Annotated in this window: 22 protein-coding genes and 10 pseudogenes; 19 read left to right on the top strand and 13 right to left on the bottom strand. The window is 59.7% G+C overall.

Annotated features, from left to right (window positions below; all coding sequences use genetic code 11):
- Nucleotides 1–4: 4 nt before the first annotated feature.
- On the bottom strand, nt 5–667 hold the full coding sequence (locus tag IB238_RS23350) for a hypothetical protein (protein ID WP_192252979.1): 663 nt from the start codon (nt 665–667) through the stop codon (nt 5–7).
- A gap of 137 nt (nt 668–804) precedes the next feature.
- Between IB238_RS23350 and IB238_RS24800 the strand changes: the two are divergent.
- The 3 genes and pseudogenes from IB238_RS24800 to IB238_RS23340 form a co-directional block, all read left to right on the top strand.
- Nucleotides 805–1,020, top strand: a pseudogene (locus IB238_RS24800) (recombinase family protein); the annotation flags it as partial.
- 325 nt (nt 1,021–1,345) lie between these two features.
- The gene (locus IB238_RS23345) at nt 1,346–1,495 is read left to right on the top strand and encodes a hypothetical protein (protein ID WP_192252977.1); all 150 of its coding nucleotides are present in this window, start codon (nt 1,346–1,348) and stop codon (nt 1,493–1,495) included.
- Nucleotides 1,496–1,729: 234 nt separating this feature from the next.
- Nucleotides 1,730–1,993 carry a hypothetical protein gene (locus tag IB238_RS23340; protein WP_192252974.1) on the top strand — a complete coding sequence of 88 codons (264 nt, stop codon included), beginning with the start codon at nt 1,730–1,732 and terminating at the stop codon, nt 1,991–1,993.
- A 55-nt stretch (nt 1,994–2,048) separates the two neighbouring features.
- Here IB238_RS23340 and IB238_RS23335 read toward each other — a convergent pair whose 3' ends face one another.
- The 5 genes and pseudogenes from IB238_RS23335 to IB238_RS24790 form a co-directional block, all read right to left on the bottom strand.
- Nucleotides 2,049–2,549: an Hsp20/alpha crystallin family protein gene (locus tag IB238_RS23335; protein ID WP_192252971.1), complete on the bottom strand. Its 501-nt coding sequence runs from the start codon at nt 2,547–2,549 to the stop codon at nt 2,049–2,051.
- 25 nt (nt 2,550–2,574) lie between these two features.
- On the bottom strand, nt 2,575–2,979 hold the full coding sequence (locus tag IB238_RS23330) for an Hsp20/alpha crystallin family protein (RefSeq protein WP_192252968.1): 405 nt from the start codon (nt 2,977–2,979) through the stop codon (nt 2,575–2,577).
- A 10-nt stretch (nt 2,980–2,989) separates the two neighbouring features.
- Nucleotides 2,990–3,367, bottom strand: a complete 378-nt coding sequence (locus IB238_RS23325) for an Hsp20/alpha crystallin family protein (RefSeq protein ID WP_246723807.1) — start codon at nt 3,365–3,367, stop codon at nt 2,990–2,992.
- A gap of 1,091 nt (nt 3,368–4,458) precedes the next feature.
- Nucleotides 4,459–4,745: pseudogene (locus tag IB238_RS24795) on the bottom strand (sensor histidine kinase); the annotation flags it as partial.
- Nucleotides 4,746–4,777: 32 nt separating this feature from the next.
- Nucleotides 4,778–4,890 (bottom strand): annotated as a pseudogene (locus tag IB238_RS24790) (response regulator); the annotation flags it as partial.
- A gap of 254 nt (nt 4,891–5,144) precedes the next feature.
- Here IB238_RS24790 and IB238_RS23315 point away from each other — a divergent pair.
- Nucleotides 5,145–5,447 carry a DUF982 domain-containing protein gene (locus IB238_RS23315; RefSeq protein WP_246723806.1) on the top strand — a complete coding sequence of 101 codons (303 nt, stop codon included), beginning with the start codon at nt 5,145–5,147 and terminating at the stop codon, nt 5,445–5,447.
- A gap of 279 nt (nt 5,448–5,726) precedes the next feature.
- Nucleotides 5,727–5,927, top strand: a pseudogene (locus IB238_RS23310) (LysR substrate-binding domain-containing protein); the annotation flags it as partial.
- 127 nt (nt 5,928–6,054) lie between these two features.
- Here the strand turns inward: IB238_RS23310 and IB238_RS23305 are convergent.
- A complete protein-coding gene (locus tag IB238_RS23305; protein ID WP_060585965.1) occupies nt 6,055–6,357 on the bottom strand; it encodes a DUF982 domain-containing protein in 303 nt (100 codons plus the stop codon).
- Between the two features lie 404 nt (nt 6,358–6,761).
- Here IB238_RS23305 and IB238_RS23300 point away from each other — a divergent pair, with 404 nt between their 5' ends.
- Nucleotides 6,762–7,124, top strand: a complete 363-nt coding sequence (locus IB238_RS23300) for an SPW repeat protein (protein WP_192252959.1) — start codon at nt 6,762–6,764, stop codon at nt 7,122–7,124.
- 171 nt (nt 7,125–7,295) lie between these two features.
- Here the strand turns inward: IB238_RS23300 and IB238_RS23295 are convergent.
- The 4 genes and pseudogenes from IB238_RS23295 to gatC form a co-directional block, all read right to left on the bottom strand.
- Nucleotides 7,296–7,527, bottom strand: a pseudogene (locus IB238_RS23295) (transposase); the annotation flags it as partial.
- 54 nt (nt 7,528–7,581) lie between these two features.
- A pseudogene (locus IB238_RS24785) lies at nt 7,582–8,015 on the bottom strand (IS3 family transposase); the annotation flags it as partial.
- Between the two features lie 94 nt (nt 8,016–8,109).
- Nucleotides 8,110–8,523 (bottom strand): annotated as a pseudogene (locus tag IB238_RS23285) (transposase family protein); the annotation flags it as partial.
- 310 nt (nt 8,524–8,833) lie between these two features.
- Complete coding sequence (gatC, locus tag IB238_RS23280; RefSeq protein WP_192252956.1) at nt 8,834–9,121, bottom strand: Asp-tRNA(Asn)/Glu-tRNA(Gln) amidotransferase subunit GatC; 288 nt, start codon at nt 9,119–9,121, stop codon at nt 8,834–8,836.
- An 86-nt stretch (nt 9,122–9,207) separates the two neighbouring features.
- Between gatC and IB238_RS24780 the strand changes: the two are divergent.
- From IB238_RS24780 to IB238_RS23255, 5 genes and pseudogenes are all read left to right on the top strand, one after another.
- Nucleotides 9,208–9,321 (top strand): annotated as a pseudogene (locus tag IB238_RS24780) (protein usg); the annotation flags it as partial.
- A 105-nt stretch (nt 9,322–9,426) separates the two neighbouring features.
- Nucleotides 9,427–9,903: an Hsp20 family protein gene (locus IB238_RS23270; protein ID WP_192252950.1), complete on the top strand. Its 477-nt coding sequence runs from the start codon at nt 9,427–9,429 to the stop codon at nt 9,901–9,903.
- A 70-nt stretch (nt 9,904–9,973) separates the two neighbouring features.
- Nucleotides 9,974–10,273: a DUF982 domain-containing protein gene (locus IB238_RS23265; protein WP_192252947.1), complete on the top strand. Its 300-nt coding sequence runs from the start codon at nt 9,974–9,976 to the stop codon at nt 10,271–10,273.
- Nucleotides 10,274–10,282: 9 nt separating this feature from the next.
- Nucleotides 10,283–10,564, top strand: coding sequence for a hypothetical protein (locus IB238_RS23260; RefSeq protein ID WP_060585934.1), 282 nt, complete (start codon nt 10,283–10,285; stop codon nt 10,562–10,564).
- 224 nt (nt 10,565–10,788) lie between these two features.
- Nucleotides 10,789–10,932 (top strand): annotated as a pseudogene (locus tag IB238_RS23255) (SPW repeat protein); the annotation flags it as partial.
- A gap of 464 nt (nt 10,933–11,396) precedes the next feature.
- Here IB238_RS23255 and IB238_RS23250 read toward each other — a convergent pair.
- Nucleotides 11,397–11,942, bottom strand: coding sequence for an Hsp20/alpha crystallin family protein (locus tag IB238_RS23250; RefSeq protein ID WP_192252940.1), 546 nt, complete (start codon nt 11,940–11,942; stop codon nt 11,397–11,399).
- Between the two features lie 191 nt (nt 11,943–12,133).
- On the opposite strand from IB238_RS23250, the gene IB238_RS23245 reads away from it, so the two are divergent.
- The 6 genes from IB238_RS23245 (at nt 12,134) to IB238_RS23220 (ending at nt 18,745) form a co-directional block, all read left to right on the top strand.
- Nucleotides 12,134–12,448, top strand: coding sequence for a co-chaperone GroES (locus IB238_RS23245; RefSeq protein ID WP_192253409.1), 315 nt, complete (start codon nt 12,134–12,136; stop codon nt 12,446–12,448).
- 55 nt (nt 12,449–12,503) lie between these two features.
- On the top strand, nt 12,504–14,132 hold the full coding sequence (gene groL / locus IB238_RS23240) for a chaperonin GroEL (protein ID WP_192252937.1): 1,629 nt from the start codon (nt 12,504–12,506) through the stop codon (nt 14,130–14,132).
- A 202-nt stretch (nt 14,133–14,334) separates the two neighbouring features.
- Nucleotides 14,335–15,642, top strand: coding sequence for a Do family serine endopeptidase (locus tag IB238_RS23235; protein ID WP_192252934.1), 1,308 nt, complete (start codon nt 14,335–14,337; stop codon nt 15,640–15,642).
- A gap of 43 nt (nt 15,643–15,685) precedes the next feature.
- On the top strand, nt 15,686–16,867 hold the full coding sequence (locus tag IB238_RS23230) for an NEW3 domain-containing protein (RefSeq protein WP_192252932.1): 1,182 nt from the start codon (nt 15,686–15,688) through the stop codon (nt 16,865–16,867).
- A complete protein-coding gene (locus IB238_RS23225; protein WP_192252929.1) occupies nt 16,864–17,802 on the top strand; it encodes an ABC transporter ATP-binding protein in 939 nt (312 codons plus the stop codon). The genes IB238_RS23230 and IB238_RS23225 overlap by 4 nt, the downstream gene beginning before the upstream one ends.
- Nucleotides 17,792–18,745 (top strand): ABC transporter permease, encoded by a 954-nt coding sequence (locus IB238_RS23220; protein ID WP_060585925.1) that lies wholly within the window; start codon nt 17,792–17,794, stop codon nt 18,743–18,745. The genes IB238_RS23225 and IB238_RS23220 overlap by 11 nt, the downstream gene beginning before the upstream one ends.
- Here IB238_RS23220 and IB238_RS24775 read toward each other — a convergent pair.
- Nucleotides 18,699–19,202 (bottom strand): hypothetical protein, encoded by a 504-nt coding sequence (locus IB238_RS24775; protein WP_246723804.1) that lies wholly within the window; start codon nt 19,200–19,202, stop codon nt 18,699–18,701. The two genes, IB238_RS23220 and IB238_RS24775, sit on opposite strands and share 47 nt — an antisense overlap.
- Here IB238_RS24775 and IB238_RS23210 point away from each other — a divergent pair.
- Together IB238_RS23210 and IB238_RS23205 are read left to right on the top strand one after the other, a co-directional pair.
- The gene (locus tag IB238_RS23210) at nt 19,201–20,073 is read left to right on the top strand and encodes an AraC family transcriptional regulator (RefSeq protein WP_060585922.1); all 873 of its coding nucleotides are present in this window, start codon (nt 19,201–19,203) and stop codon (nt 20,071–20,073) included. The genes IB238_RS24775 and IB238_RS23210 overlap by 2 nt on opposite strands.
- 157 nt (nt 20,074–20,230) lie before the next feature.
- Nucleotides 20,231–20,937 (top strand): annotated as a pseudogene (locus IB238_RS23205) (Tn3 family transposase); the annotation flags it as partial.
- Nucleotides 20,938–21,334: the final 397 nt, after the last annotated feature.

Below are 21,334 nucleotides of genomic sequence, written 5' to 3'. Positions count from 1 at the left end.
CCTTCTAGGTGACGTGATCGACGGCATCGTTCAGGCGACTGCTCCAACGCTCCAGAAAGCGAGCGTGACCGCGGAACACGAGGGTCGAGAGAAATTCCGGCGCCATTTTCCGGATCGTCGGATAGCGCTGGAGCATTTCGATTCTACCGTCGATGACATCCGGCGCGATCAGCGTATCGACCGCCCGGACACTGGTCGCGAAGACCGGCCATCGAATGACCTGTTCAAGCGCTTTGGCGATATCTTCGCCTTTCTCCCTGGCCTCGATGATCGCATGGCAAGCTTTCGAGACGTCCTTCAGCGGCTTCTGCACCTCCCGGACAGATCGGGTGACGCGAGCGGCTGCCTGGTTGTCGGCTCGCCGAGTCAGGATGCCTATGAGTTTTTTGAACATGTCGATGGCGCAGTCGGTCAGATGGCGGGAAAGGTGCAACACCGTCGCGGCCAGGACGGCATGCCGGCGTTCGGTGTTGAGGTCGCGCAGATGCTGCGCGCTCATCCGCATCCCCTCTGCGGCGAATTCATTGAAGACCGTGACCGGAATGCGCTCCATCAACGTCACCGGCAGGGCCAACGACCGAAGAAGGCGAATGCGCTCGGCGATCCTGTCGAGGTTGACGGCGGCTGGCGACAATGCTGGTGACCTCGCCCAAGCAAGAACTGTCACACCCGTCCCCTCACGCGGGTCGAGAAGTTTATCCAGTTCGACCTTCTGGACCTCTGACAGTCCGCCAGCCAGGGCCCGGTGAGCGATGCGAACACCGCGCCTTATCGCCACATGCGTGATGGCTTCGAGTGCCGTAAGCCGCAGAGGAGCGGGGCCGGCGCGGCGGCCGACAAGCGGTGGTAACGCCGGAAAAACTCGCAAAGGCCCAACAGCATCTGGCGGCCGGTCTCAATGTTCGCGAAGCTGCCGCTCGCGTAAAGATCGGCAAGACAGCGCTCTACGAAGCGCTCAAAGCCGAGAAACTATGTGAAATTCAGAAGACAAGTGGAGCGAGCAGAAGAGAAGTGGAGTGAGCCTCGGCAAGCACGGCGAGCGCAGCGTCGCAGAAGGGTGGAAAACGGACGATGTTGCCGCCTCCATTTGCCGGGCATGACCCGGAGCGGACTGTCGCCTGATCCGGGCCGGAAGAACGATCGCGCTATTTTTGCGGATCCCCTGAGACGGCACCTCCGAACTTACGCCGCAGCGTAGGCTTACCGCTAAGGCGTCTCATGCCCGCGGCATGCTGGTTTTTTCGAGTATTATTCCGTTAGCTGCAATTATGAACTGCGAAACTCGGCCGTTCTCACAGGCGGCTAACCGCTCCTCCCTTCACCTATTAGAGGCAAAATTGCTCTCATGCAGCAAAACAACACCCTCGACCTGATCATCGGCGGCCTGGTTGTCGCCGCCATAGTCCTCGGCGTCTACCTCTATCGCGAGGAAACGAAGCCGGCCGGCGTTGACGTCCCGCTTGACCAGAATGGCGTGTCCGTTCAGGAAAACTGACGTTGAAGGCAGAGGGGAGAATTGGCAGTGAACCACCGTTCATGAGCCGTTTCCATGGCCGCGACTATCACCCTTGATGCCTCTAGCACACGTGCATCGGCGCCCACCGGTTCGGCGTTTCTCACCCATTTTCGATCCTATCGTTGCCACGCTGACTGTTTAAAATGAGCGCTCTTGGTGGTAGTTTTGCCATTCGAGCATGCACAATGGACCGGTGTGGCCGGAAAAAGATCGATGACCGGTGACAAATCGCGAAGAGTCTCCGAAGAGGAGATTGCTCTCTACGATGCCATTGAACGAGCGATCGCGAATGTTCGCGCGGCTCTTGCTGAAATCGATCGCACCTGGGTTCGCATCACTGCGGAACGGCCCAATCCGACTGCGGCTGCTTTCGCGGCTCTGGATACGGCAGACGCGATGTTGACCGTCGCCCGCGAAGATCTCGCCCGCGCCCGCGCTTCGCTCATGGCGTATCCCCGGACGAGACGCATCCAGTAATCGTAAGAGATGCGACGGATTTCGTCCGCCGCATCTCACGACCGTGAAGTCGATGTCAGGTCGCCTTCACCTCGATCTTCCTCACGCGCGACAGCGCTTCCTCCGTTTTTGGGAGCGTCACAGTCAGGACACCATTCTTGAATTGCGCGGCGGCCTTGTCCGTATCGACGCCCGACGGGAGCGGGATCGAGCGGTAGAACGACCCGTATGAGCGTTCCAACAAGTGATACCCCTTCTTGCTCTCTTCCTGCTCACTCTTTTTTTCTCCCTTGATCGTGAGCGCGCTGTCCGTCAGGGAGACATCGACGTCCTTCTGATCGATTCCAGGAAGTTCCACCGAAACCTCGAGCGCACTCTCGGTTTCGGCGATGTCCGTTCGCGGCCCACCGGTATCCCAGCGCCCGAAAGCGCCGAACGGTTGATCGAACCGCTTCCAGAAGTCCTCGAAGATACGGTTCACATCGCGCTGCAAAGAAAAGACGGGGTTTCCATCGTCTGACTTCGCAATTTCGGTTCCCTTGTTGTTGCCCCAGGGGATCAGATCTCTAATCTGCATGGTCAACCTCCTTTCTCCGGACGAACTACGCCATCTTCAACTGGATCTTTCTCGCCTTGGCCGGCGCGGCCTTCGGGAGGACCAGCCGCAGGACGCCGTTCTTCTGCGATGCCTCGATACTGTCCCGATCGATATCCTCGGACAGCGTGAAGATGCGCTCATAATTGCCCGCGCCATATTCGGCGTAAATTTGGCGATAGTTGTCATGCTGCTGGTCCGTCGCGTAGCCGCGAATCGCCAGCGTCCGCTTCTCGAGGGTGATGTCGACACCCTCCGAGGCGACGCCGGGCATGTCGACGAGAACAACGACATTGTCCTCTGTCTCATAGATATCGGTGCGCGGGACAAACACCGGGCGCGAACGGGTCGGTTCGCCACCGTCAAGCTTGCTTGGGACCCGGCGCTCGGTCGTTTTCAGTTCCTGAGCCATGTTTGCCTCCTTATCCTTTGATCTGGATCTTCTTCGGCCGATCCGTCTCAGGCCGGTGCAGTTCAACTTCGAGTAGCCCGTTGGCGAAACGCGCCTCGACCTGTTCCGGATCGACGCGGAAAGGCAATTGCACCGTTCGAGAGAAGTTTCCGTATACTCGCTCGCGCCGGTGCCAAACGGATTTCTCGTCCTCTGCCGGCGATCCGCGTTCGCCCGTCAATGTCAAGGTGTTCTCGCGAACCGTGAGATCGACATCGTCAGGCGCGATCCCAGGCAATTCAGCAGTCACCGCCACGCTGTCCTCACCCATCCAGAGGTTGACGGGTGGAAACTCCTGGGCGGCTTTGGCTGTCATGTCGGACAAGCGCTGATTCATTTCCTGCTGCATGCGCCGCATTTCCAGAAACGGGTCGAACCCGATGCGGCCAAAATCCGATACCAGCATGTGCTTCCTCCTTCGTTTCCTAATCAGCGATGTTGCTTGCGACGTGCCAAGCACGTGCAGGCCGGGGGCCGAATGGATCGGAGGCTGTCGGGACGAGACGATGAGAAGACCGAGACGGTCGATCGCACAGCGCGCTACGCAAGTAGGTGGGGGGTCGGGCAGACGCCGGACCATATCCTCCTTGCGAAGCGATATGAACCGAACCCGGTCCAACGCATGAGTGGACCATCGTTCCCGTGCCAGGATCCGAGAGGGGCATCCGGCAAGAATGAGGTAGGTGAGCAAAACGCGCGTTTCAAGGGCCGACGTTGCTTGAGAGTGGATCAATCTTTGCTCGGTCGGCCTCTGATCTCACTGAAACGAGCGGCCTGGCTTTTTGCGCTTTGATCGCTTCCTGGCCGGTGCCTGGACCAGCTTCTCCGTGGCTCGCGGAGACGTGTTCGAGCGCTCGGGCAAGGCAGTTCTGGTGAATGCGCAGTTCGGGCTCTTGCCTCTCGGCGAAGGCCATGGGCGCCTCCCGTCAGGGAAATTTAAGCTCGACCTGGGCGTATGATGATCCCCTCCTGTGTAGCCCACCAATGAAGGGTGCGTTCAAACACCAACCCTCGGTTGCCGACGCGTGCCGAAGTCATGACGGAGCGCCAAGCCGGAAAATTCGTGCCGAAATTCGCCCGCTCAGCGATGCCCGATTGACGGGAAACCTCATCGGAAGGTTGGCGTTCGCAGCCAGCCAGCAATTCAATCGGCCTAAGGTTCGTCTCCTCGTTTTGTGTCAGCAGCTCCGTTATCGACCCTTCTCGTTTGAAAGAGGCCGGTCGAGGCCTTGGGGCGCAGAATTCATCGAGCCGGCGAAGCGCATCCATGACGGCATCGAAAGTCACAGGAGCCGCGAGGGGCTTGGAAGAGCAGACGGTCCACTTGAAGACCGGTTCCCTGTCGTGATGCCAGCCTCTAACAAATATGGCCGTCATGCCGTGTGAAGACGTGTCAGCGAGACGAATGCCGGGGCCGAGCCTACCCCGGAACGAGATCAATCACGGGGAAAAGTCAAGGCTTGCGCGCGTGCCAGCGGATAAGGGCTCGTAGCGCACGATGCTTCCAAGATTCGTCGCCATCGCGCGAACGATCTTGCTGCCCAGGCCGGTCCCCTTCGCATCTCCTCCGCCATTCCAGCCTATCCCGTCGTCCTCGACGACCAGCACGGCGTTGTCCTCCCTTCGAACGAGGCGAACCCAATTTCGCCAACGGCTCGCGATTCGTAGGCATACTTGAATGCGTTGGTCACAAGTTCGGTCACAACAACACCAAGCGAGACGGCCTTGGAATCTGCATCACCGAAAAGAACAAGCCGAGCTAGCGGATCGCATGGGCGAAACCGTCGTAGTATCGACGGGCTTGGTGATGTAGACGTTTGCGCCAAGATCATAGAAACGTTGGATTTCGCGCTGATCGTCCGTGGTGGCCATGGTGGGCTTCCTTCGTCAGGGTTCCTCCCGACCGGTTCTTCTGTGCGAAGATCGTCGACTGTCAAGGCGGTGGAAAGGATACCCCGCGCCTACGCCGTGAACCCAGTGTGTTGAGGCAGGCGTCGATCTGCTTTCGGATGGTCAGTCGACGTCGATCGTGCGGTAGGTGTTTGGAAGTCTTGAAATCCGCTCTGTCCGCGCCGATATTTTCTTCACTTCTTTTTCATCCGGCTTGAATGCGAAAGGAGGACATCATGCTCAACCCGGAATTGGTTTGGATGACTCCCGTCACCGTTCACATGAAGGACGGGGCGCCCCAGGTCTTCGCTTCTGTCAACGACGTGCTCGATTTCCTCGAAAGGGATTGGCCCATCTATCGCGGCAGAAAATACAATCGGGCGGTTCAAACGTGCCGCCGTGCTCTAAACCGAGTGACTCCAGTCGCCATCGCGCGCGAAGCGTTTATTGACGCCTGCCGAGACGCGGGCATGTCGACAGGCGCGGATGGACCGCCCGGGGCGAAGACAGGTACCGGCGGTCAACGCTCGCTTGCCTAGAAAGGCTGGGGCACTTCTTAGTGCCCCAGCCTTTCGAGCATTCGCTCCCGCGCACCGGAGCAATTCGCCATCCCCCTTTAAAGCGTTCTGATAGAGCCGCCAGACGCGATGTCCGGGCATTTCGGTTGACCATGTCAGGCCCATGTTCGCCTTTACGGCCCCTGGGCCACCGGGTCGGCGGAGGGTGCGGGACGTAGATCTCGTCATTCATGGCTGGCTGCCCCATCACGGAGACAATCGGGCTCTTGAAGATCAGTTTCCGCAAAATGACGTCGTTTCGACGCCGCCCTCGACGGGCACGGCCTTACCTGCCTGCCGTGCGACCACCTGGGTCCGCTCGTGAAGAAAGGACGGTTGATCCAGGTACTAGCGGACTGGTGTCCCTCGTTTCCTGGATATCACCTCTACTATCCGAGCCGCCGCTTGGCATCGCCTGCCTTCGCGCTGCTGCTATTGGTTGAAGCTCTGCGCTATCGATGACTTCCATGGGAGGAAAGCGGCTTCGGAGGCAGGCTCGCCAGCCTACCTTGAAAACCACGCAACAAGCGCTGCTTACCGCGCTAGCTAGAGAGGCCGCGAATGCGGCCCCCCACTCCAGAAAGCCGGTTTACGGGTGTACTCGACCGCCGCCCGGTTTGGCCTTGATCATCCACGGCAACACCGCGGGCGCTTTCACAAGGATACCCTTCTTGTGCGCAAAGGAGCGGAGCGCGTCGCGCGCCACCTGAACTGGTTTGTGGCCGTCATGTGCCAGGTAGCAGGTCTTCAGGGTCGCGTCATGAATGATATCGCGATCTCCTTTGGACCACTCCTCGAGGAAATCGATCGCGTCGTCCAGGTTTGTTATTTCGAGGACCAGATCCTTCCTTTCACGCAGGTAAACTGGTCGGTCAAACATCTTCGTGTGCATTTCCACCTCACTGAATTCGTTGGTTTTCAACAAGGAAAGCGCTTTTGGATGGCGCCCGTCAAAGATTTATTCTCGCGGCTTGTCGAGTTCAAGGGGTGGAGTGTGCATTATGCATCCACGCTTATATGCAAACTCAAAGGTCCGGGGCGGACCGCGGGTTCGAGAGCATGGCCGCGCTCTTTCGTCGCGGGCCTTCCTCCAAGGGTGTGTTCCGCCACTGTTCGCCTACGCAAAGATCGTCGATCTGCCGAGACAGTCGATCACAATCGCCTTAGTCGTGGTAGCTGCAGCCCACGGAGATAATCAGGCTCTTGAAGATCGTATTTCGCAAAATTACATCGTTTCGCGCAGCGTGCACAGCACGCGAGAACACCGTCGATCAAGCTTCATTCGTCGAGGTTGTCATGGAAAATGGACTGATGGAAAGCAAGAAAGCACAGGATTGGCTCAATCTGGTTCTCGCAGTCGCCCTGTTCGTTTCACCTTGGGTGCTCGGCTTCGCCAGCGAAACCATACCGGCGTGGAACGCACGGATTGTAGGAATCTTGCTCGCCGCTCTGGCGGTCGCCGCGCTGTCGGCGTTTGCTGAGTGGGAAGAGTGGTCGAGCCTGGTGCTCGGGGTCTGGCTGATCGTCTCGCCCTGGCTGCTTCAATTCGCGGCGAACATGAACGCGATGTGGACCAACGTGGTCCTCGGAGCGCTCGTCGCCGCCGTGTCGGCCTGGGCGCTTTGGGACAATCGGCAGAACCCGCATGCTCATGCATGATAGAGAATTGGAGTATGGCCCGCCGCTTCAGCGGCGGGCTCAGACTGCTGACAAGCCCGTCGATATTTTCGGCGGGTTTTTGTTTTAGGGTTTGCGCTGTCGAGTGGATTGCGGCGGCTTGTATGTGTCGTCGCGACGCCGGGCCTTGGGTTAGGGGCCCTGGTCAGGACCATAGCGATGATCGTGAAGCTGCTTGGCGTCGGCAAACGAGCGCTCGACCGTCCCCTTGCGGCGTTTGTAGATCGCCTTGCCCCAGGACGTCAGGCGCGCTCGCGTGCATCGGCCAGACATGACGGGTGACGGTGCGGGTCGCAGCGGCGTTTGATGTGCAGGCGGCCTACAACGGGCAGTCGCGGCAGATCGCCGGGTCGGAGCGATAGTGGCGATAGCCGGTGCGATCGGAATAGGTGGCCGGCTTCGTTTCGGAATCAGCGGCCGACTTCACCGGAATGCGCACTGAGCACCACCGAAGGTTCGACACTTCGACCGCAACACGGCCATCATGGCGGCGGGCATCGATAGCACCGGTATGGCGCTGAAGAAGCAGCCCATGCAGCTTGATCACTCGATAGACGCGCTTGGCATTTGGCCAGGCACGCCCCTCGTTGGTGGCGTTTCGAGCAAAATGGCGTGAACCCGGCGATAGCCGCAGGTCGGCATGTCGGCGATGATCGCTTTGATCTCTTCAACCAGTCCCCGATCAGCAAGCGGCCGCCGTCCGCGGGCTTTGGAAGGGATCTGCTTTGCACGTTCTGCCATGTTTGACCGGGCAACACCCAAAGTCTCGCACACCGCCGTCACCGCGAAGTGATTCGGCAATGACAGCGAGCGCAACAGATGTCTTTTTGGGCCGGTGGCAATCTCGAGCGCTTCCTTGAGAATTTCGCCTTCTCCGAACAGGACAGACCCTCCTTGTGCAAGGCGTGCACGGTATCGAACACCATCTGCTGTGATTGTCGATGAGCGTGTGGCACCCGGCCCCGTAGCGCCAGGATCGCCGCCAGCTCCCTATGCCAACGACCCGGATCGTGGCGTCGCAACGCGCGAGCGCGGCATCGCTGACAGCCATGCCGCCGAGCCTTCGCATCAAGTGCTCGCCAGGACAACCGCCGGCACTGTGGCCGAGCAGACTGACAATCTCTGAGACCCTCGTTGTCCGGCGCGCATAAGGGGGAGCATTCGTCGGAAGTCGATCGGTAAACGTTTGTCGTTGACAGTTCTGGTGTGCGCACCGCCAGCGGCTCAACCGAAGCTTAATCGTTACTGCCTTTCCTTGGACCGGCAGATCCTGAAGGCTCCGGTTGGACCAGCCATGCCGATTTCGAGTCCTCCGGCCGCAATCAGGGCAAATGCCGAACCCTGGACCGGCAGCGGAAACAACCCAACTGTCATCAGGCAGTGGGCGCGACACCCAGGACTTTTGCACCTGGGCCGGGCGACCATTTCGTTTTCGTTTGCATCCCCGCCCATAGCGGCATCATGTCTAACGGTGAGTGAACCACACAATTTGAGGAAGAACCTGATTAAGTGCAAAACGACAGGACCTTCGCCATGACACATCATTCGATCACAAACGAGATCGGCAAGCTTTTGAAGCATCGGATGTGGGCCGGAAATCTCAAGCCGCCAACACGCGCCACGCAAAGGGGCGCATCGTTTGGCGGCGATCGCCGGCCGTGAAATGCTCCAAAGCCCGAGGCTGTCTGTGCTTACTCGAGAATCTTGGGGACCAGGAAGAAGTTGCGCTCACTGAGAGGAGCATTCGCCACGATCTCTTCGGCATGATTGCTTTCGGTCACGACGTCCTGGCGCATTTTCATGGTTGTTGGCACAACCGAGGTCATCGGAGGGATGCCTTCGACATCAACCTCCAAAAGTTGCTCGATGAAGGTCAGAATTTTGCTCAGCTCGCCACACATTTTTTCAGCCTCGTCTTCGCTGAGTGCAAGACGGGCAAGGCGGGCAATACGTCTAATGGTCGCGATATCTATCGACATAGGCTGCGTCCAATTTGATGGCTTCCGTCGCTTGCGCTAGATTTTGTCGGTCTGAGCCTTCTGCCGCTAACACTGACTGCCTACCAGAAATCTGGCAAGTCAATCTCGACGGCCCGCTGCATTCCGTTCGCTATACGCATCAGTGCCTGATCTGGCCGAACGAATGGCGCCGTATTGAAGGTGAGTTCAAGCTGCACTGAGATTTCCAGATCATTTGCCGCCAGCCGCTGACAACAGGGCTGGCAATGCTGGAAGCGCCGTCTTTCGGCGCTCCATACCCATGTTGCTTTCAGGAGGATATGGCTATGGCAACATCTTACGACTACACGCCTCTCTTCCGATCGAGCGTTGGCTTCGACCGGCTCTTTAATCTTCTGGAAAACGCCCAGCGCGACCGTTCGACCAGCGATTGGCCGCCCTATGACATTGTCAAGACGGGTGACGACAGCTACCGCATCTCGATTGCGGTTGCCGGCTTCGCCGAAGGCGACCTGGACCTAACGTTCCAGACCAATCTTCTCACCGTTATTGGCAAGAAGCAGGATTCTCCGTCCGAAGCCTACCTGCACCGAGGCATCGCCGGCCGCCCGTTCGAACATCGTTTCGAGCTCGCCGACCATGTCACGGTGCGTGGAGCGGGATTGAGCAATGGTCTGCTGACCATCGATCTCGTCCGGGCAATTCCTGAGGCATTGAAACCGCGCAAGGTCAGCATTCAAAGCGGTTCCGATCTTAGACGGCCGGACGCCGCGCCGCAGATCGAAGCCCAGAGCGCCGCCTAAACGAAAACATCGGATATGGGCGCCGTTTCGATGGCGCCCATGGGCACACCGGGTTGGAAAGGAGAGAGTTATGAAACCCGATATGTTCGAGAACCCTGTGCGTATTCTCGTCGGCCTTGGATTTCCGACGGAAGTGAGAAGCGTGATGGACGCTTACCGCCATCTGGTCGAGTGGCCGATATCGCTCAGGGATGGTCCGCATTCGGTTGCGCTCAAGGCGTGCGGCGCCGCCTTGCGCGGGGAGATCGAAGCTGAGACCGCGCGTGGGTTGTTTGCCGCCTTTGCGGAAAAACACGACCTGCTTGCGCCGGAAACTGACCCGGTAACGGCGACTTATCCGAGGTGGAGTCGGGATCCACACGTAAGCTGAGGTGAACCGATGATGGACGATATGTTTAAGCAGATTGCCGCAACTGCCGTGAACATCGGACCGGAAGTTCTAGCATCTCACTGGTCGCCGTTTCGACGTCCAATGGACGTGGTGAAGGCTCCTGCACTTTCTGTCGATGATAAACGGGCCATTCTCGCCGCGTGGGCTTCGGACTTTTACGCGATAGATTCGAAGCCAGCTCTCCGTCATATGCCAGGAACGCCTGAGCCGGTTTCAATCGATGAGGTTCGGTCTGCCCTGCGAGAGCTCGATTCGCGGTACGATATCTGACGGAGTTATCTGGGCGCCTGCTTCAAAGCCTTGCCAGCTTTCCGACGGGCGGTTCTCATATGAGCGGCACGTCAAACATATACGGACTGGGAATTCAGTTCCCATCGAAAGAATGCCTTCTTCAGACGGCACGGTGCCAGCTTTCGCTTTTCATTATTGTTCCGGCGGCCGCTTTTTGGGCCTGGAGGAGCGGTAGGCTGTGGTGCGGTTGAGGCATCTTCTCCTGGCTGATGGTCTCGCCCTGGCTGCTTCAATTCGCGGCGAACATGAACGCGATGTGGACCCATGTGGTCCTCGGCGTGCTCGTCACCGCCGTGTCAGCCTGGGCACTCTGGGACTATCGGCGGAACCCGCATGCACATGTATGATCGAGAAAAGGAGAGCACGGCCCGCCGCTTCAGCGGCGGGCTCTTCCGAAAATTGGCGATGCCGATCGATGCGCCGATCGCGCAGCAACGGGGATTGAATGGTAGAGCTTGCCGTTGATATCAACGAAAACTAGGGACGGCGGCTCCTGTCGTCTACGACGGTGCAATTCAGTTTCTGTCGCTTTGCGTAGGCAATGGCGGCATCGCGGGTTGGGGTCGCCCCGAGACGCGCGCCGAAGTCATCACAGAGCGTGACGGGCGAAAAATGCGTGCTACGGGATCAATGTTTGGTCGTGGGCAGTTGATGTCAATCGCCAGGGCTGGCTTGTGCTGACGTGCTCCACGACTTCCGGTCAGCGCGGCCGGTTTGTCCGTCTCGCGCAAGGGGTTCCGTCATCATCGGTTTTTGCCACGCGAATAACCAGCCGGGCACGTTAGCACCCGGCTGGCTTGCGCGGTCGGTATTATTTGGTGCTGTCGATCGTGATCCGCTTGACGTTGGCTCGCGCCTTTTCGGTCTTCGGCAGCGTCAAGGTGAGCAGACCGTTCTTGAACGTTGCGGCGACCTTGTCCTCATCGACTTGGCGACCAAGGGCCAGCCGCCCTTCGAAGCGCCCGTAGTAGCGCTCGCTGAACCGGCGATCCTTGTCCTCAGTCTCCGATTTGTTCTCGCCGCGAAGCGTAAGCACGCCATCTTCCAGCAGCACCTCGATGTTGTCTGGATCGACGCCTGGTACCTCCGCGATCAGGCGGATTTCGTTGTCATTCTCCTCGATTTCCACGTGCGGCCACGAACCATTGAAGGGCGACGTGCCACCGAGCAACGATGGCGGGCCGAAGCCGCGGAAGACTTCGTCGAAACATAGGTACGAGGGAGCGCCAAGAAGCTTGGGGCTCCCGGACTGGTGTCGACCCACTTGGGCGTCGATGAGAATGAGGTGGGGATCATGATGCCTTGCGTCAAGAGGCAGCCACACCCCCCAACCACCAGCGACGTGAAATAGTCTCATGAATTCATGCCGGTAGCACTCGACCTGGTAGAGTGCTAAAAAATTTCTGATTCCCTCTTGAAACTCGAAAAGACAAAAACCAGATCGATTTGCGCGCGATGCCGAAAAGGTCGGCGCGCCCCGCGTCGGTTCGCTTCGAATGCGGTGCGGAGGACCCGTTGAAAAATCTGTTTGTCCATGAGGAGAGCGATATGACGTTCCGTCCGTTGCATGACCGAATCCTGGTTCGCCGCATCGAGGCCGAGGAAAAGACGGCCGGCGGCGTCATCATCCCAGACACGGCGAAGGAAAAGCCACAGGAAGGTGAGGTCGTTGCCGCCGGCCCGGGTGCGTGCGACGACAGCGGGCAGCTGCGACCGCTCGATGTGAAAGTGGGTGATCGCATTCTGTTCGGCAAATGGTCGGGCACCGAGATCAAGCTCAATGGCGAGGATCTCCTGATCATGAAGGAATCGGACGTGATGGGCGTGATCGAGGTCGACGCCGCAGCGAGAAACGCAGCCTAGTGCCGATCCGGACCCATGCCAGACAAGGAATGCTGCCTCAGGAAGGAGTAGAAAAATGGCTGCCAAGGAAGTGAAATTCCATTCCGACGCCCGCGAAAAGATGCTGCGCGGCGTCGACATCCTCGCCAATGCTGTCAAGGTTACGCTCGGTCCAAAGGGCCGTAACGTCGTCATCGACAAGTCATACGGCGCGCCCCGCATCACCAAGGACGGCGTCACCGTCGCCAAGGAGATCGAGCTCGAGGACAAGTTCGAGAATATGGGCGCACAGATGGTGCGGGAGGTTGCCTCGAAGACCAGTGACATCGCTGGTGACGGTACCACCACCGCGACTGTTCTCGCTCAGGCGATCGTCAAGGAAGGTGCGAAGGCTGTGGCGTCGGGCATGAACCCGATGGACCTCAAGCGCGGTATCGACAAAGCAGTCGAAGCTGTGGTCGAGGAACTGCGGCGGAACGCCCGTAAAGTCACCAGGAACGACGAGATCGCCCAGGTTGGCACCATCTCGGCCAATGGCGACACCGAGATTGGCCGCTTCCTCGCAGAAGCGATGGAAAAGGTAGGCAACGAAGGAGTGATCACCGTCGAGGAAGCCAAGACCGCGGTGACGGAGCTGGAAGTCGTCGAAGGCATGCAGTTCGATCGCGGTTATCTTTCGCCGTATTTCGTCACCAACCCCGAGAAGATGCGGGTTGAGTTCGAGGAACCCTACATCCTGATCCACGAAAAGAAGCTCTCGAACCTGCAGACATTGCTGCCGGTTCTCGAAGCGGTCGTTCAATCCGGCAAGCCGCTGCTGATTATCGCCGAGGATGTCGAAGGCGAGGCGCTGGCGACGCTTGTTGTCAACAAGCTGCGCGGCGGCCTGAAGGTCGCTGCCGTCAAAGCGCCGGGCTTCGGCGACCGCCGCAAAGCGATGTTGGAGGACATAGCGATCCTCACTGGCGGAACCGCGATCTCTGAAGATCTGGGCATCAAGCTCGAGAACGTGACCCTCAATATGCTTGGCCGCGCCAAGAAGGTCGTCGTCGAAAAAGACAACACGACGATCGTCGACGGCGCTGGCTCAAAGACAGAGATTGAGGGCCGCGTCGCGCAGATCAAGGCGCAGATCGAGGAAACCACGTCGGACTACGATCGCGAGAAGTTGCAGGAGCGGCTGGCCAAGCTTGCCGGCGGCGTTGCCGTCATCCGCGTCGGCGGCTCAACCGAGGTTGAGGTGAAGGAACGCAAGGACCGCGTCGACGACGCCATGCACGCCACGCGGGCGGCCGTCGAGGAGGGCGTGTTGCCCGGCGGAGGCGTCGCTTTGCTGAGAGCCGTCAAAGCACTGGACAACGCTCAGACCGAGAATGCCGACCAGAGGCACGGCATCGACCTGGTTCGCCGCGCGATCGAGGCGCCGGTGCGCCAGATCGCCGAGAACGCGGGTGCCGAAGGCTCGATCATTGTCGGCAAGCTGCGCGAGAAGACCGAATTTGGCTATGGCTGGAACGCGCAAACGAACGAGTACGGTGATCTTTACGATCAGGGCGTGATCGACCCGGTCAAGGTCGTTCGCACCGCGCTGCAGGACGCGGCCTCGGTCGCCGGCCTGCTGATCACCACCGAGGCAATGGTCGCCGAGAAGCCGAAGAAGGATGTACCGCTCCCGCCGATGCCGGGAGGTGGCATGGACTTCTGACTGCAATGATAGGTCCGCGCCCCCCGACGGGGCGCGGGCTTTGGGTAGACTTGTGAAGTAAGAGATGCATTGCGCCTGAATCGGCGCGGCGTTTATCGGGCTGGTGCTGGTTTGGCAGGAGCCAAAATCGTGACTCCAATGAGGCTGGACCCGACGGCTCGCCCCTGCACCGAAGGAGGAACTAAAGAGTTAGGGGCCAAAAATGACCACGCGTTCGTCGAAATACGTTGGCGTATTCGCCGCACTCGTCCTCATACTGGTTCCTGCGCCGCTTCCGGCGGCACGGCCGCAGTCGGCGATGTCGGCAAGCATGCAACCCTCGCTCGCTGATGTCTTGGAGGACGTCACGCCGGCGGTCGTCAACATTGCAGTGAGGTCTCGCGCTTCCGCCGAAACCAACTTCTTCCGTCGCTATTTCAACCTACCTGAGCAACAACAGCGGCTGAGCGCGGGCTCCGGCGTCATCGTTGATGCCAACAAAGGCTATATCCTCACCAATCACCATGTCGTCGCGGACGCCGGCGAGATTGCGGTAACCCTGAAGGACCGCCGCCGCTTCACGGCCGACCTGGTGGGCAGCGACAAGGCAACCGATATAGCGTTGCTGAGGATCGTCGCCGACAAGCTGACGGCGCTTTCGTTTGGCGATTCTGGTGCCCTGCGGGTCGGCGACTCCGTTGTCGCGATCGGCAATCCGTTCGGGCTTGGCCAGACCGTCACCTCCGGCATCGTCAGCGCCCTTGGCCGTGGCGGCATCAATCTCGAGGGCTATGAGGATTTCATCCAGACGGATGCTTCGATCAATCCCGGCAACTCGGGAGGCGCACTGGTGACAACAGACGGCATGCTGGTCGGCGTCAACACCGCAATCATCGCGCCCACCGGCGGCAATGTCGGCATCGGCTTTGCGGTTCCGATCGCGATGGCGTCGGCCGTGATGGAGCAACTGATCGAGCATGGCGAAGTGCGGCGCGGCCGGATCGGTATCTCCGTCCAGCAGGACCTGTCGCCCGATCTCGCCGAAGCGCTCAGCATCGAGGAAAGCTACGGCGCCGTCGTCGGCAACGTTGAGACAGATTCCCCCGCGGAACAGGCGGGCCTTCGAGCTGGCGATGTCATCATCGCCGTCAACAATCGGAAAGTCACGGGCTCGGCAGATCTCCGCAATCGTGTCGGCCTGGCTCAGGTCGGATCGGAAGTCGAAATCGAATTTCTGCGCGATCGGGTTCGCAAAACGGTGTCAATGCGCATCGAGCCGGACGAGGCAATTGCCAAGCCTGGAGCCATGCCCGCTCGCCTTGAGGGCGCTGAGTTCCAGGATGCGGCCGGCAACGTGGTTGTTTCCAGCGTTGAAGATGGAAGTGCTGCGGCCCGAGCCGGTCTGCGCATGGGCGATGTGATCGTTGCTGCCAATCGCCGGCCTATCGCGGGAACTCGAGACAGCGTTAAAGAACCGATAGTGCTCGATCTGTTTCGCGCCGGGTCGAAACACTTGCTGGTGATCCGGTAGGTGGTTGCCCGACGCATGACGTTAACATCGATGGGAGAAGGAGATGAGGAAATCTGCTCGATGGATTACAGCCCTGGCTGTAGCAGCGACGTTTGCGTGTGCTGAAGCGGTTGCCCAGCAGCCGCAGCAAGCGCCTGAATTGACCGGCTTCTGGCTAACAACGCCGCACCCGGAACTGGCGATCCGTCCAGGCAAGACTGAATCGATTCAGTTGACCCTACGCAACGCCAACCTGCCGCCGCAGCGAGCATCCCTGCAAGTGTCTGGGGTTCCTGACGGTTGGCAATGGTCGCTCAAGGGCGGCAACCGCGAGGTTTCGGCGGTCATCGTTGCGCCCAACGCGACGGAAGAGGTCAATCTAGAACTGACGCCGCCTGAGGGTGTTGGCGGCGAAAGCGTCCCGATCGACGTTAAGGCGCGTTACGGCAATGCGACCGCCGATCTCCCACTGGTAGTGAAATTGTCGAACGCAGACGAGGGCGCCGGCCTGGAGCTAAAGTCCGAGTTGCCGGCACTCAGGGGCACGACCAGCTCGACGTTTAGCTTCAGGATGGAAGTGACCAACGACGGCGCCGAGGAAAGTCTGTTCAACCTTGTGGCAAACGCTCCCGAGGGTTTCCAGACGCGCTTCAAACGCGGCTACGGTTCGGAAGAAATCACCGGCCTGCCGATCGAAGCGGGATCGAGCGAGAACGTAACCTTGGAGGTTACGCCTCCGAGGTCCGCGCCGGCCGGACGCTATCCGGTGGTGATGGAGGTTTCTGGCGGCGGAACGAGCACCTCGACTGAACTTAGCATCGAAGTGACCGGGCAGCCTGAGGTAACCCTGACTGGCCCGCAGGAACGGCTTTCGGGCGAGGCCGTGGCCGGCAAGGAATCACGTTTCCCCTTTACGCTTGTCAACACAGGCAGCGCGCCCGCAAGCGACATAGAGCTCGCGGCCAATCCACCTTCTGGCTGGAAAGTCGAGTTCGAGCCCGAACGCGTGAATATGATCGCGCCCGATGCCACGAGCCAGGTGAATGTCAAGATTACCCCCTCCGAACGCGCGATCGCGGGCGACTACATGGTTACCGTGCGCGCCACCGGCGGTCCTGTATCGGAGTCTGCGCAATTCCGCGTAAAGGTCAACGCTTCGACGGTTTGGGGCATGGCGGGTCTCGGCGTCATCGCAGCGGCGGCGCTCGTGCTTGGCATGGCGGTGATGAGGTACGGACGGCGATGAGCACGATCGTCATCGAAGCCAAGGGGCTCGTCAAGCGGTATGGCCGGGTCACCGCGGTCGCCGGAATCGACCTGTCCGTATCGGCCGGTGAAGTTGTGGGCCTGCTCGGACCGAACGGTGCGGGCAAGACGACAACGATCCTGATGCTGTTGGGCTTGACCGAGCCGACGGAAGGAAAAGTGCGTATCCTCGGCAAGGATCCACTGCGCCAACCGCTCGACGTTAAGCGAGAGGTCGGGTATCTGCCAGATGCTATCGGCTTCTACGACAGCATGTCAGCGCGCGAGAACCTGACCTATACGGCTCGCCTCGCCGGCCTATCATCAGACCTAGCCAAGGAGCGTATCGCAGCGGCGCTGGACAAGGTGCGGCTGACTGACGTAGCCGACCGGCTGGTCGGAAACTATTCCCGCGGCATGCGCCAGCGGCTCGGCCTCGCGGAGCTGCTGATGCGCAACTGCAGCGTCGGCATTCTCGACGAACCTACCTCCGGCCTGGATCCGCAAGCGACTGAGGAATTGCTTGATCTGATCCAGTCGCTGAGCCGCGACGGCATGACCATTCTGCTGTCGTCGCACATGCTCAACGTCGTGCAATCCGTCTGTCACCGCATAGCCTTGTTCAGCGACGGCAAAATCGGCTTCTTCGGAACCGTCGAGGAACTGGCGGATAAAACTGGCGGCGGCGCCTTTGTCATCGATGTCGAAGCGGACGGCATTGATCTTTCGAAGCTAGGCGAAACGAGCACCGGCGTGAAGTCAATCGTGCCGGGCCGCGCAGGACATTGGCTGATCGAAGCCGAGCGCGATGTCCGACCGGAACTCGCTCGCCTCGTCATCGAGGCCGGCGGCTCGCTCAAGAATTTGGATCTGCACCGTGCCGGCCTCGACCAAGCCTACAGCCGTTACTTCAAGGAGGCCCGCCATGATGCGTGAAGGCTCGCCATTCAAAGGCACCGCAACGGTGGCGCTCAAGGAAGCTGCGGATCACATGACCAGCGCACGCATGCATCTCATCATGCTGCTCGTCCTGCTCACCGCGATTGGCGCCGTTTACGGAGCCATCGGCCGCATTACCGAAACGACCGCCGAGGACCCCTTCTTGTTCCTGAAACTCCTCACGGTCGCGCGCGAACCGCTGCCCTCCTTCGCAGCTTTCCTCGGGTTTCTCCTGCCGCTGGTGGCGATCGCGCTCGGATTCGACGCGGTCAATGGCGAATACGCGCGCCGCACGATGAGCCGGTTGCTGGCGCAGCCAATCTACCGAGATGCTGTGCTTTTCGGCAAGCTCCTAGGGGGCCTTCTCGTGATCACGATCGCGCTGCTGACGCTCTGGCTGCTGATGACCGGGCTTGGCATTCTGCTGCTTGGCCTGCCGCCATCCGCCGCGGACATCGTGCGCGGTATTGCTTACCTTGCGACCACGCTCGCCTATGCCGGTGTCTGGCTGGCGCTGGCGATCGCATTCTCGACCATAATCCGCTCGCCGGCGACCTCAGCGCTCGCGGCGCTGTCGGTCTGGCTGGTTCTGACCGTCTTCTGGAACATGATCGCACCGTTGATAGCAAGCGCCGTCGCGCCGATCGATCCTCTCGATCCGATGACCGTCGTGACGCAGTACCAAACGCAGCAGGCGGTCGCGCGGCTGTCCCCGCAGACACTTTATGGAGAGGTAACGGCGATGCTGCTCAATCCGGCGGCCCGGTCGGTCGGCCCGCTGTTCTTCGATCAGGTCGACGGTGCCATCGCCGGAGCGCCGCTGCCGACGATGCAAAGCCTGCTGGTCGTTTGGCCGCAGCTTTCAGGGCTGGTCGCAGCCATGATCCTGCTCTTCACCCTGGCCTATGTCGCCTTCCAGCGTCAGGAGGTCCGGGCATGATGGCTGCTCGGCGCATCGCAACCCGCAAGTCTTTTGATGTCGCGTGAATGGAGGAGAACGATGAAAGAAGATTGCTTTCCCAGACCTTGCCAAGCGTAACGCGCACCGTGTCGCGGAAGGCGGCAAACGACCCGCTGTCGCCGACGTCGAGCTTCAAAGCTGCAACTTTGCCGCCCTCGGCTTCAATGCTCCGCACTACGTTCTCTGCCGCTTCCGGGTTATTGTTGTAGGTGAGAATAACCCCATGCCGCGCTTGGCGCATTGGATCGCAGCACTGGCCCCAAGACCGCGGCTGCCGCCGGTGATGATGACGATGCTCATATGCTTCTCCTTCGATTTGGATAAGCAATAGATAGCCGCAGACCGCTTGTGATCGCTCGCACGATCCTCTCTGAAGATTGCCTATTTCTGCTTTCGTGTTGATTGCGCAGCATTGTTGTGAAACAACGAATTTCATGATCACACAGCTTCAAGAACTCAGGCAACTTGCCTCCAGGGCAGAGAACCGCCGTACCGAGACAGGCATTCCGCGCGTCGCGATGGTGCAGGGCGAGATCCCGGAGCACAGGCTTGCCGCCGTTTACGACCCGATGGTCAATATTATTCTAACCGGATCGAAGACCATGACCGTCGGCGACCGGACCTTCCATTATGATCCCGCGACCTATTTCGTGATGTCGATCGATCTGCCCGCCATTGGCTCAGTGTATACTTCAGCGAACCAAGAGCCTTATCTGGCGATCAGCCTGACACTGGAACCGGCAATCGTTGCGAACCTTTTGGTCGATCTGCCCAAACCTGCCGGAGGTGAACTTTACAGCACCGGCTTTTCCGTGGCACCGGTGACGACGGACCTACTGGATGCCTGGGTTCGCATGCTCCGGCTGATGGAGCGCCCGAACGAGATCGCTGCCCTTGCGCCGGCCTATGAGCGGGAAATCCTTTTTCGCGTCCTGCAGGGCCCGCTCGGCTGGATGCTACGGGATATTGCGACCCCTGATACCGCGCTTTCGCGGGTTGGCATTGCCATTCAATGGATACGCCAGAATTTCACCAAACCGCTTCGTGTCGAGGCGCTGGCGGAAATGGCGGCACTGAGCGTCTCAGCCTTTCATCGCCACTTCAAGGCGGTAACGGCGCTGAGCCCGCTCCAGTACCAGAAGCATGTTCGCCTTCTCCATGCGCGATCCTTGCTGATTGCCGGGGAGGGGAACGCAACGTCCGTTGCTTTCTATGTCGGCTATGAAAGTCCGAACCAGTTCAGCCGGGAATATGCCCGTCAGTTCGGACTGCCGCCGTCGAAAGATGCCGCAAGGCTGCGCAGATGAAATTCGAGCGAGATAAACTCTTCGCTAAGCGGGTTCGTCACTTCGATTCCCATCAAACCGGCGAATTTTATAAGTCTCGGTGTCATCAGGCCCCCGGAACCAAAATTCCAGATCTGACAAGTCAGGGTACTTCACCTTCAACTCCTCGCCATAACGTCTGCCTGCGATCCGCATCACCGATCTGTTGCTTGAGGTGGACGCCCGCACGGGATTTTCCAACACCTTCACCCATCTGCGCAGCGGTCGGACGGTTGACAACAAGCTTGCGCTCCTCACCGCCATTCTGGCGGACGGCATCAATCTCGGCCTCACCAGAATGGCGGATGTTTCCCCCGGAATAACCAAGCGCCAGCTCGCCTGGGCGCACGACCGGCATATTCGCGAGCTTCGACCCTGCTGGCGAAGCTGTCCGCATTCTCGCGCCAGAACGGACTGGCGCTTGCGTTACGCGACATCGGGCGCATCAATCGGTCCATCTTCCTGCCCCAATGGTGGCAGAGCCCCGAAATGCGCAGGAACGCGACCGCCGGACTCAACAAGAGCGAAGCTCAGAACACCTTGGCCCGCGCGCTGTTCTTCAACCGTCTCGGAGAACTGCGGGACAGGACCTTCGAGAGCCAGTTCTATAGGGCGTCAGGACTGAACCTTCTGATCAATGCCATCGTCTACTGGAATACGCTTTATCTCGAACCGGCTTTCGCCGAGCTCAACCGGGAAGGCATCGCCACGCCGCCCGACATTATCAAACACATCACCCCGCTCGGGTGGCAGCATATCAGTCTCACCGGCGATTACATCTGGACCCCGACGGACAGCATCGATCTCAGGCCACTGCGGCGCGAAACATCCATCCTCGCAGCGTGATCACCGTATTTCGGCGCTCCGCCAGGCATCGGCGAGCGGCCGGTAAACCACATCGGGTTTGCCGCGATGCTCGATGAAAACCGCGGTCTCGCGTCGGCTCTGCTTAAGATGAAGAGTACCGGAGAAATCAGCATAGCGCCGCCAAAGGCGGGATTTCGGGCGTTCTCGACACGTCACAGGCGGTTAAAGGCCAGCCGCGGGAGCCTCAGCATAGCGCCCGCAGGGGAGGCGGATCCGACTGCCCCGCCCGGGACGTTCCGCATATCCCCAGAATTCTGAGTGTATTAGTCGACCATCCTGAAGGATGTCCGGCAATTTGCGGTTCTACGTCGCTGCCGCCGATACGGATGGACACGAGGATTAGACGGCTAGATTTGCCCCACCGTCCCTTCCACGG

Source organism: Rhizobium sp. ARZ01 (assembly GCF_014851675.1).
Classification (GTDB): domain Bacteria; phylum Pseudomonadota; class Alphaproteobacteria; order Rhizobiales; family Rhizobiaceae; genus Mycoplana.
Note: the sequence above shows the minus strand (reverse complement) of the source record. Positions and strands in the feature narration are given on the sequence as shown.